Below are 10616 nucleotides of genomic sequence, written 5' to 3'. Positions count from 1 at the left end.
GTCCCGGACGACCCCGTCCCGGACGCCCGCCGCCGCGCATCCGGCTTGCGCGCGAACGCCAGCAGCACCGCGTCGACGTCCTGGCCCGACAGATCGTCCAGCACCCGCTCACCGCCCGCCAGGTCGGCGAACGTCATCACGTCCCGCACGTACACCTCCGCCGTCCGCGGCGTCAGCGCACCCGTCGAGGTCTTGGCACGCACCATCTCCGCGTAACGGTCGGCGGTCTCGGCAACGGTCAGGCGCTGAACAGCAGAGGGACGCACCCGCCGGACGCTACCCCCCGCCACCGACAGAACCCGCCGGCCAACCCCCACCCGCAACACCCGCCACTCACCGGGTACCACCACCGCACGCACACCGAACCCGGGGGAGAGGAGAACCGGATGCGGATCGGCACATCCGGCTGGCAATACACCGACTGGCGCGACGTCCTCTACCCGCCCGGCCTCCCGCAGCGGCGCTGGCTCCACCACTACGCCGAAACCTTCACCACCGTGGAGAACAACAACGCCTTCTACCGCCTCCCCGCCCGCGGCACCTTCGAACGATGGCGTGACGCCACCCCGCCCGGCTTCGTCATGGCGGTCAAGGCCAGCCGCTACCTCACCCACATGAAACGCCTCACCGACCCCGCCGAACCCGTCGCCCGCCTCATGAACACCGCCGCCGGCCTCGGCGCCAAACTCGGCCCCGTCCTGCTCCAGCTCCCCCCGACCCTGCGCGCCGACCCCGCCCGCCTCGACGCCTGCCTGCGCCGATTCCCCGACGACGTCCGCGTCGCCGTCGAGCCCCGGCACCCCTCATGGTGGACGGACGAGACACACGACGTCCTGCGACACCACCGCGCCGCCCTCTGCTGGGCCGACCGCCTCGGCCGCCCCCTGACACCCCTGTGGCGGACCACCAGCTGGCTCTACCTGCGGTTCCACGAAGGCCCCGCACAGCCCTGGCCCCGCTACGACGACGCCACACTCCGGACCTGGACGCGCGAACTCGACCGCGCCGACGACGCCTACGTCTACTTCAACAACGACCCCGGCGGCGCCGCCGTCCACGACGCGCTCCGCTTCACCGACCTCCTCCCCTGAACCCCAGGGGAGGGGCCGGGGGAGCGGGCCTGGGAGAGCGGGGCCGCCGGAGCGGGGCTCAGCCCCGCGGCGCGTACATGATCACGGCGACTCCGGCGAGGCAGACCAGCGCCCCGGCGACGTCCCACCGGTCGGGACGGAAACCGTCCACGAGCACGCCCCACGCCAGCGACCCCGCCACGAACACGCCGCCGTAGGCCGCCAGGATCCGCCCGAAGTCGGGGGAGGGCTGGAACGTCGCCGCGAACCCGTACGCGCCCAGAGCCAGGACGCCGCCCGCGATCCACAGCGGACCGCGCTGCTCGCGCCATCCCTGCCACACCAGCCACGCGCCGCCGATCTCCGCCAGCGCGGCCAGCACGAACAACCCGACGGACCGCAGCACACTCACACCGCTCACCCTACGAGCACGCGATCCGACACCCCCTCGCCACTCGCGAACAGAGCGACGACGGCCCCATCGAGCCGGCGATCACGCACACGCCATCCAACCGGAGCGCTGAACTCCGTACACCATACAGAATTCGGCTTCTGTCCGGTTAGTCGCTTTTCGCTCTGGGTGTACGGCCCGTCCCGGAGGCGGAGGAGGGGGATACTCGGGCGAGTGAACGATCTTCTCCAGGCGCCGCGGCTCGTCCAGCCGACGACGGCGGTGCGCGAATCCTTCCTGGCCGGGGAGTGGGACGACTGCCTGACCAGCGGCGCGTCCACCGACTGGCTCGACCCGGCCCGCGCGGACTTCGGCGCGTTCGTCGCCGAGCACCGCGGCGTGCGGCACCGCTGGGACGTGCCCTGCAGCACGTTCTGGTACGTGTCGGGCGAGCATTACCTCGGGACGCTCATCGTGCGGCACCGCCTCACATCCGAGCTCGCCGAGGTCGGCGGCCACATCGGCTACCACGTCGTCCCGGCGTGGCGGCGGCGGGGACACGCCACGCGGATGCTCGCCGCGGGGCTGGCCGAATGCCGGCGGCTCGGGCTGGAGCGCGTCCTGCTGACCTGCGCCGCCGACAACGAGCCGTCCCGCCGCGTCATCGTCGCCAACGGCGGCGTTCATGACGGCCGCGCCCGCGGCGAGGACCGGTACTGGATCGCGCTCACCGCGTGACACCGGAGCACACCGCCCGTTTCGCCCCGCTTCCACCCGACTTGATCATTGGTCGATAATGTACATTATGTTAAGTAGAGCGGAGCCCCGCTTCCGATAGAGAGCCGACGGCGTGATCGCGGGTGGTGTCCCGACGATGCCGTCTGCCGTGAAAAGCGTTGCGCGCCCGGCTGGGCGTCGGGGAGTCGGTGCGGGTCGCCTCCGCCATTCTGTGCGGCGGGTAGGGCCCGTGCGACCCTGCCCGATGGTCGGTGATCACAGTGGGTATTCGAGTCTGTGCGGACGGCTATTCTCTCCGGGATCCTGCGAACTATTTTTCGCCTTGCCGGACGCCCGCGTGGTCCGTGTCGCCGGATGCGCTGACCGCTTGGTGTGAAGGGCTGCGCTCCCCCGCTCCCCCGTTCCTCTCTCGGCTTTCGGGCGGGATTTGCGGGTGCGGTGGGCGGTGGGGTGCGGTTAGGGTGCGGAGTATGACCTGGCGACATTGATCTTCACCTGAGGCGGGGCTCGCGCGGAGGCTGTACGCCTACGCGTTCCTCGAGGATTTCGTTCTTCTGTATCCGGTGTACGCGGTGCTTTTCGCCGACACCGGGTTGTCCCCCGCCGCGATCTCGTCGCTGTTCGTGATCTGGTCGGTCACGACGTTCGCGCTTGAGGTGCCGTCCGGTGTGTGGGCGGACGTGTTCTCGCGCCGTTCGCTGCTGGTGGTCGCTCCCCTGCTGTCGGGTGCGGGTTTCGGGTTGTGGTCGTTGTTCCCCTCGTATCCGGTGTTCGCGGCGGGTTTCGTGTTGTGGGGTGCGGGGTCGGCGTTGCGTTCGGGGACGATGCAGGCGCTGGTGTACGAGGAGCTGGAGCGGGTGGGGGCGGCGGGGTCGTATGCGCGGTTGATCGGGCGGTCGGAGGCGATGTCGCTGGTGGGGGTGGTGGCGGCGTCGGCGTTGGCGGCGCCGGTGCTGGCGGTGGGGGGTTATCGGGCGTTGGGTGCGGCGAGTGTGGCCGTTTGTGTGGCGTGTGCGGTGGCGGGGTGGTGGTTGCCGGAGTCGCGTGGGAGTGGTGCGGAGGGTGGGCGGGAGGCGTCGCTGGGGTCGGTGGTGCGTGCGGGGTGGGCGCAGGTGCGCGGGGAGCCGGCGGTGCGGTGGTCGCTGGTTCTGGTGATGGTGGTGGAGGGTTTGGCGTCGTTGGACGAGTACGTGCCGTTGCTGGTGCGGTCGACGGGTGTGGCTGCGGTGTCGGTGCCGTTGTTGGTGCTGGTGGTGACGGTCGGTGATGCGGTCGGGGGGTGGTTGGCGGGTCGTGGGGTGCGGTGGTTGGCGCCGTTGCTGGCGGTGGGTGCGGTGTTGTTGGCGGCGGGTTCGTTGGGTGAGCGGCCGGGCGGGATGGTTCTGGTGGGTGCGGCGTTCGGGGTGTTCCGGTGGGCGATCGCGGCGGCGGACGCGCGGTTGCAGGAGCGGATCGGTGATGGGGCGCGGGCGACGGTGACGTCGGTGGCGGGGTTGGGTGCGGAGTCGGTGGCGTTGTTGGTGTTCGTGGGGTATGCGGTGGGGTCGCGGTGGGCGGGTGCGGGGGTGTTGGTGGGGGCGGTGGCGGTGCCGTATGTGGTGGTGGCGGTCGTCCTGGGGTTGGCGGGGTGGCGTGGGCGTGTACATCGGGAGATGTAGGCGGCGGGGTGGGGCTGCGCGAAAGGCGCAGGGTGGTTGAACGCTCGGGCCCGATTCGGTGGTGGGGTGCGGGGGTCGAGGATCGTGGGGTCGTTTCGGGCCGATTATTGGAGTGCGCTCATGGGTGGGGACCCGCTGGTGCTGGCGCGGGTACAGTTCGCGTTGACGGCCGGGACGCATTTTCTGTTCGTGGCGTTGACGTTGGGGCTGGCGACGTTGGTGGCGTTGACGCAGACGCGTGCGGCGGTGTCGGGCAGTGCGGTGCATGAGCGGATGACGCGGTTCTGGGGGCAGTTGTATGTGGTGAATTATGCGGTGGGGATCGTCACGGGTTTGGTGATGGAGTTTCAGTTCGGGTTGAACTGGTCGGGGATGTCGCGGGTCACGGGGGGTGTTTTCGGGGCGCCGTTGGCGTTGGAGACGATCGTGGCGTTCTTTGTGGAGTCGACGTTTTTGGGGTTGTGGATTTTCGGGTGGGATCGGTTGAACAGGTGGGCGCATCTGGGGTTGATCTGGGTGGTGACGTTGACGGCTTATCTGTCGGCGTATTTCGTGTTGGTGGCGAATGGGTGGCTGCAGCGTCCGGTGGGTTTCGAGATGGTGGACGGTGTGGCGCGGTTGACGGACGCGTGGGCGTTGTTGACGAATCCGGCGGCGGTGCTGGCGTTCTTTCATGTGTTGTTCGGGGGTTTGTTGACGGCGGGGTTCTTCATGGCGGGGGTGAGTGGTTTTCACTTGTTGCGGCGGACGGTGGAGGTGGAGTTCTTCCGGCGGTCGATGCGGATCGGGTTGCTGGCGGTGATGGTGTCGGTGATGCCGGCGGTGGTGTTCGGTGGGGCGCAGTTCGCGTATGCGCAGCCGACGAAGGTGGGGGGTGCTGACGCGGCGGCGGAGGTGGCGCGGTTCAGGGAGCGGTTCGGGCCGGACGATTACATGGCGCCGGGTTTGGCGGGGGTGGGTGAGGCGTTGATGACGGTGATGTGGTCGTTGATGTTGTTGTTGGCGGTGGTGGCGTTGGTGAAGGTTCCGTTCGGGCGGTGGCTGGTGCGGGGGCGGGTGTTCCATGTGGTGATGATCGCGGCGGTGCCGTTGCCGTATGTGGCGATGGTGTCGGGGTGGTTGTTCCGTGAGGTGGGGCGGCAGCCGTGGATGGTGTACGGGGTGTTGAAGACGCGGGACGCGGTGTCGCCGGGGGTGGGTTCGGGGACGATGACGGCGTCGTTCGCGGCGTTCTCGGTGTTGTTCGCGGTGTTGTTCGGGGTGAACGCGTGGTTGCTGGTGCGGTTCGCGCGGCGGGGTCCTGAGGGGTCGGGGCTGGGGGTCTCTCCCCCGGTGGAGCCGGCGTCTTCGGTGATGAGCCCGACGTTCTGAGACTGGTCCGTCCGAAACTTTGACAGGAGCCTGGTGATGGATGCTCTCGCGGTGGTGTTGCTGGCGGTGTTCTCGGCCGGGTACCTGGTGCTGGCCGGTGCGGACATCGGGGTGGGGATGCTGTTGCCGTGGCTGGGGCGGGATCAGCGGGAGCGGCGGTTGGTGATCGCGTCGTTCGCGCCGTTCTTCTTGGGGAACGAGGTGTGGTTGGTGGCGTCGGCGGGGCTGGTGGCGGGTGCGTTCCCGGGGTTGGAGCATGAGTTGCTGGAGGAGCTGTATCCGGTGTTCGCGGTGCTGTTGTTCGGTTGGGTGGTGCGGGACATGGGGTTGTGGTTGCGGGGGCGGGTGGACGCGTCGGGGTGGCGGGGCGGGTGTGATGCGGCGATCGTGGCGGGGAGTTGGGCGTTGGCGTTGGCGTGGGGGTCGGTGCTGGGGTCGTTGCTGGCGGGTGGCGGTTTGAATGCAGGGAGTGTGCTGGGGTTGCCGTTGGCGGTGTTGTTCGCGTGGCATGGTGCGGGGTTCGCGCGGTGGCGGTTGCCCGTGGGGTTGGCGGGGCGGGCAGCGCGGGTTCCGTCGCGGTTCGGGTTGTCGGCGTTGGTGATGGCGTCGGCGCCGGTGGTGGCGGGTGTGGAGGTGTCGTGGTCGCGGGTGGTGGCGGAGGGTGCGGGGTTGACGATGACGGCGGTGACGACGGTGGTGGTGTTGCCGTTGCTGGTGGGGTCGCAGGCGCTGGTGTGGTGGACGTTCCGTGGGCGGGTGGAGTCGCCCTCGTACCTGTAGGGCGGGGGGTTGTGGTGAAGGGTGTCGAGCGGCGTTTGCTGCGGGGTCTCCCCCGGCGGGTGCCGGCGGTGTTGGGTGTGCTGGCGGCGGTGCAGGGTGTGCTGTTGGTGGTGCAGGCGGAGTTGTTGGTGCGGGCTGTGGCGGGGTTGGATGCGGGTCCGTTGCCGTGGTTGGTGGGTGTGGTGGCGGGGCGGGCTTTGGTGGGGTGGGTGGTGGCGGTGGTGGCGGGTCGTGCGGCGGCTGAGGTGAAGCGGGGGTTGCGGGGTGCGTTGTTGGGGCGTCCGGTGGGTGATGCGGGGGCGCGGGTGACGTTGTTGACGCGTGGTTTGGACGCGGTGGATCCGTTTTTCACGGGGTATGTGCCGCAGTTGCTGGCGGCGTGTGTGGTTCCGGTGGTGGTGCTGGCGTGGTTGGTGACGGTGGATTGGGCGTCGGCGGTGGTGGTGCTGGTGACGGTGCCGCTGGTTCCGGTGTTCGGGGCGTTGGTGGGGTTGCGGACGGCGGCGTTGACGGGTCGTCAGTGGGGGCTGCTGCATCGGTTGGGCGGGCATTTCCGGGATGTGCTGGCGGGTCTTTCGACGTTGCGGGCGTTCGGGCGGGCGGGGCATCAGTCGGGGGTGGTGCGGGAGTTGGCGGCCGAGCATCGGCGGGCGAGTGTGCGGGCGTTGCGGGTGGCGTTCCTGTCGTCGCTGGTGCTGGAGCTGGTGTGCGCGTTGTCGGTGGCGTTGGTGGCGGTGCCGGTGGGGTTGCGGTTGCTGGACGGGGAGATGGCGTTGTCGGCGGGTTTGCTGGTGTTGGTGTTGACGCCGGAGGTGTATCTGCCGTTGCGGGCGTTGGGGCAGCGGTTCCATGCGAGTGCGGAGGGGGTGGCGGCGGCGGAGGCGGCGTTCGCGGCGCTGGACGTGCCGGCGGTGGTTTCGGGTGGGCGGGTGGTGCCGGGTTCGGGTGCGCCGGAGATCGTGGTGGAGGGGGTAACGGTGCGGTATCCGGGGTCGGGTGTGGCGGCGTTGGACGGGGTGTCGTTGCGGGTGGGGGCGGGTGAGCGGGTGGCGGTGACGGGTCCGTCGGGGGCGGGTAAGTCGACGTTGTTGCTGGTGTTGGCGGGGTTGGTGGTGCCGGATTCGGGGCGGGTGCTGGTCGATGGTGTGGATGTGGCGGAGTTGGACGCGGTGGCGTGGCGGTCGCGGGTGGGGTGGGTGCCGCAGCGTCCGCATCTGTTCGCGGCGTCGGTGGCGGACAACGTCCGGCTGGGTGATCCGTGTGCGAGTGAGGAGCGGGTGGTGGAGGCGGTGCGGGCGGCGGGCGCGGCGGGGTTCGTGGAGGGGTTGCCGGAGGGGTTCGCGACGGTGCTGGGTGAGGGCGGTGCGGGGTTGTCGGCGGGTCAGCGGCAGCGGCTGGCGGTGGCGCGGGCGTGGTTGTCGGGTGGTCCGGTGGTGTTGTGGGACGAGCCGACGGCGCGGCTGGATCTGCGTAGTGAGCGGGTGCTGGTGGACGCGGCGGCGCGGTTGCTGGTGGGGCGGACGGCGGTGCTGGTGGCGCATCGTCCGGCGTTGCTGGGCGTGGTGGATCGGGTGGTGCGGTTGGAGGGCGGCCGGGTCGTGGGCGGGGCGCGGGAGGAGGCGGCATGACCGGGACTGGCGAGGGCGGGGGCGGGTCCGTCCGGTGGGGCGGGGCGGGGGTTGTGTGGGGGGGCGGGGCGGCCGCATGGGGGGCGGCGGGTGGCGGCGGGGCTGGCGGGTGCGGCGGCGGAGCTGTGCGGGCTGGGGCTGATCGCGGCGGCGGCGTGGTTGATCGCGCGGGCGTCGCAGCGGCCGGAGCTGGCGGCGCTGTCGCTGGCGATCGTGGCGGTGCGGGGGTTCGCGCTGGCGAAGGGGTCGCTGCGGTATGTGGAGCGGCTGGCGGGGCATGACGCGGCGTTGCGGGCGCTGGCGGAGTTGCGGGGCCGGGTGTTCGACGCGCTGGCGGCGGGGCCCGTGGCGCGGCGGGAGGTGCGGGACGGTGACGCGCTGACGCGGATGGTGTCGGATGTCGACGCCGTCCAGGATCTGCTGTTGCGGTGCGTCCTGCCGGCGGTGGCGGCGGTGGGGTGCGGGGTCGCGGGGGTGGCGGTGTGCGGGGCGGTGTGGGTTCCGGCGGCGGTGGTGCTGGCAGGGGGCCTGCTGGTGGCGGGGGTGGTGCTGCCGGGGGTGGCGGCGCTGGCGGGCGGCCGGGCGGCGGCGCGGATGGCGGCGGCGCGTGAGGCGCTGGCGGTGCGGTCGCTGGACGTGCTGGAGGGGGCGCCGGATCTGGCGATGTTCGGTGCGTCGGCGCGGTTCGCGGCGCGGGCCGGGGACGCGGCGGAGCGGCTGGCGCGTGCGGAGCGGGCGGGTGCGCGGGTGTCGGCGGCGGTGGCGGCGGCCGGTTTCGTGGTGCAGGGCGGCGTGGTCGGGGCGGTGCTGTGGGCGGGTCTGGGCGCGGGGTTGGACGAGGTGGGCGTGGCGGTGCTGGCGTTGACGTCGCTGGTGGCGGTGGAGTCGGTGCTGCCGCTGGCGTCGGCGGCGCGGCGGCTGCGGGAGGTGTGGCCGTCGCTGCGGCGGGTGGGTGCGGTGCTTTCCGCTCCCCCGGCGCCCGCGCCGGGGTCGGGGTCGGGGCGGCCGGTGCCGCGTGGGCCGTTGGAGGTGGAGCTGCTGGGGGTGCGGGTGTCCTACGGGTCGTCCGTCGCGCTGGACGGGGTCGATCTGCGGGTGGCGCGGGGCGGGCGGGTCGCGGTGGTGGGGGCGAGCGGGGCGGGCAAGAGCACGCTGCTGGCGGCGGTGGCCGGTGAGGTGGCGGCGGGTTCGGGTGCGGTGGTGGTGGGCGGGCGGGTGCAGGGCCCGGACGCGGACGAGGAGGTGCGGGCGGCGGTGCGGGGGCTGACGCAGGACGCGCACGTGTTCGCCGGGACGGTCCGCGCGAACCTGCTGCTGGCCCGTCCGGACGCCGACGAGGCGCGGTTGCGGGCGGCGGCGGAGCGGGCCCGGTTCCGGGAGGTGGTGGAGGCGCTGCCGGACGGGTGGGACACGGTGGTCGGCGCGGGCGGCCGGGGCCTGTCGGGCGGGCAGCGGCAGCGGCTGCTGCTGGCGCGGGCGCTGCTGGCCGACCCTCCGGTGCTGCTGCTGGACGAGCCGGCCGAGGCGCTGGACCCGGCGGCGGCGGACGCGGTCACCCGGGATCTGCTGTCGTGGCCGGGCGGCGGGACGCTGCTGCTGGTGACGCACCGTCTCGCGGCGCTGGACGCGGCCGACGAGGTGGTGGTGCTGGACCGGGGGCGGGTGGTGCAGCGCGGCCGGCACGGCGATCTGCTGGCGGCGCCGGGCCCGTACCGGGACCTGTGGGACGCCGAGACCCTCGTCGGCTGACCAGCCGCCCGACCAGGCGGCTGACAGGTGGGCGGCTGACAGAGTGCAGCGCGGGCACCGCGGCAGGTCAGGGCAGGTCGCGCAGGGCCGTGCCGATGGCGGCGATCCCGGCGGTGATGTCGGAGGCGGGCACGGCGGCGTAGCCGAGGACCAGGCCCGGCGGTCCGGGCAGCTGGGCGTGCCAGGACAGCGGCTGGGTCTTGACGCCGCGTTCCAGCGCCGCGGCGGCGAGGTCGGTGTCGCGGAACCGGCCGGTGAAGGTGACGGTGAGGTGCAGCCCGGCGGCGGTGCCGTGCACGGCGGCTCCCGGCAGGTGCGCGCCGATCGCGTCGATCATGGTGTCGCGGCGGGCGCGGTGGCGGCGGCGCAGCAGCCGCAGGCGCCGCTCCATCTCCCCCGACTCCATCAGCTCGGCGAGGACGAGCTGCGGCAGGGCCGGGTTGCCGAGGTCGGCGAAGCGCTTCTCCTCCACGACGGCGTCCAGGTGGGCGGGCGGCGGCAGCAGCCATCCGGTCCGCAGTGCGGGGGCCAGCAGTTTGGACACGCTGCCGGCGTAGAAGACGCGGTCGGTGAGCAGGGACCGCAGCGCCGGGACGGGCGGGCGGCCGTAGCGGTGCTCGGCGTCGTAGTCGTCCTCGATGATCAGGCCTCCGGCGGCGGCCCAGCGCAGCAGGTCGCGGCGGCGGGGCCCGGTGAGGACGGCGCCGGTCGGGAACTGGTGGGCGGGGGTGAGCAGCGCGGCGGGCGCGCCGGTCGCGCGGAGCGCGTCGACGCGGACGCCGCCGGCGTCGACGGGGACGGGCGGGGTGCGCAGGCCCCAGTGGTTCAGGTGCTGGCGGACGCCGAGGGAGCCGGGGTCCTCGACGGCGATCGTGCCGGCGCCGTCGCGGGTCAGGACGCGGGCGACGAGCCCGAGGGCCTGTGCGGTGCCGGCGACGATGACGATCTGTGCGGGGTCGGCGCGGACGCCGCGGTTGCGGGCGAGCCAGTGCGCGGCGGCGGTGCGGAGCGCGGGCGTGCCGCGGGGGTCGCCGTAGCCGAGGGCGGGCGCGGGCAGGTGGCGCAGGACGGTGCGTTCGGCGCGCTGCCAGGCGGCGCGGGGGAACGCCGACAGGTCGGGGACGCCGGGTGTCAGGTCGATGCGGGCGGGTGCGGCGCGCAGGACGTCGAACACGTCGGCGGCGGGTTCGCCGTGGAACGCCGCCGTCCCTGCCGCCGGTGCCCCGCCCGC

At 72.6% G+C, this 10616-nt stretch carries 9 protein-coding genes and 1 pseudogene; 7 read left to right on the top strand and 3 right to left on the bottom strand.

Translation table 11 applies throughout. The features are described 5' to 3' along the window. A pseudogene (locus ACH34T_RS44305) lies at nucleotides 1-266 on the bottom strand (integrase); the annotation flags it as partial. A gap of 120 nt (nucleotides 267-386) precedes the next feature. Between ACH34T_RS44305 and ACH34T_RS44300 the strand changes: the two are divergent. Continuing rightward, the gene (locus ACH34T_RS44300; RefSeq protein ID WP_396027039.1) at nucleotides 387-1091 is read left to right on the top strand and encodes a DUF72 domain-containing protein; all 705 of its coding nucleotides are present in this window, start codon (nucleotides 387-389) and stop codon (nucleotides 1089-1091) included. Between the two features lie 58 nt (nucleotides 1092-1149). On the opposite strand, the gene ACH34T_RS44295 is transcribed toward ACH34T_RS44300, so the two are convergent. Further along, nucleotides 1150-1482, bottom strand: coding sequence for a YnfA family protein (locus ACH34T_RS44295; protein ID WP_396027038.1), 333 nt, complete (start codon nucleotides 1480-1482; stop codon nucleotides 1150-1152). A gap of 213 nt (nucleotides 1483-1695) precedes the next feature. On the opposite strand from ACH34T_RS44295, the gene ACH34T_RS44290 reads away from it, so the two are divergent. The 6 genes from ACH34T_RS44290 (at nucleotide 1696) to cydC (ending at nucleotide 9385) form a co-directional block, all read left to right on the top strand. Then, nucleotides 1696-2199 carry a GNAT family N-acetyltransferase gene (locus ACH34T_RS44290; RefSeq protein ID WP_396027037.1) on the top strand — a complete coding sequence of 168 codons (504 nt, stop codon included), beginning with the start codon at nucleotides 1696-1698 and terminating at the stop codon, nucleotides 2197-2199. Between the two features lie 518 nt (nucleotides 2200-2717). Next, nucleotides 2718-3857 carry an MFS transporter gene (locus ACH34T_RS44285; protein ID WP_396027040.1) on the top strand — a complete coding sequence of 380 codons (1140 nt, stop codon included), beginning with the start codon at nucleotides 2718-2720 and terminating at the stop codon, nucleotides 3855-3857. A gap of 120 nt (nucleotides 3858-3977) precedes the next feature. Then, entirely contained in the window at nucleotides 3978-5228 is a 1251-nt protein-coding gene (locus tag ACH34T_RS44280; protein ID WP_396027036.1) for a cytochrome ubiquinol oxidase subunit I, read from the top strand. Between the two features lie 36 nt (nucleotides 5229-5264). After that, nucleotides 5265-6008, top strand: a complete 744-nt coding sequence (locus tag ACH34T_RS44275) for a cytochrome d ubiquinol oxidase subunit II (protein WP_396027035.1) — start codon at nucleotides 5265-5267, stop codon at nucleotides 6006-6008. 14 nt (nucleotides 6009-6022) lie between these two features. Then, a complete protein-coding gene (gene cydD / locus ACH34T_RS44270) occupies nucleotides 6023-7636 on the top strand; it encodes a thiol reductant ABC exporter subunit CydD (RefSeq protein ID WP_396027034.1) in 1614 nt (537 codons plus the stop codon). Nucleotides 7637-7726: 90 nt separating this feature from the next. Next, nucleotides 7727-9385: a thiol reductant ABC exporter subunit CydC gene (cydC, locus tag ACH34T_RS44265; protein ID WP_396027033.1), complete on the top strand. Its 1659-nt coding sequence runs from the start codon at nucleotides 7727-7729 to the stop codon at nucleotides 9383-9385. A 67-nt stretch (nucleotides 9386-9452) separates the two neighbouring features. Here the strand turns inward: cydC and ACH34T_RS44260 are convergent. Beyond that, the coding region (locus ACH34T_RS44260; protein WP_396027032.1) for a PLP-dependent aminotransferase family protein at nucleotides 9453-10616 on the bottom strand (1164 nt) is incomplete at its 5' end.

Source organism: Actinomadura sp. 9N215 (assembly GCF_044326345.1).
In the GTDB taxonomy this organism is placed as follows: Bacteria; Actinomycetota; Actinomycetes; order Streptosporangiales; family Streptosporangiaceae; genus Spirillospora.
This window is presented reverse-complemented; position numbering and strand designations above follow the sequence as displayed.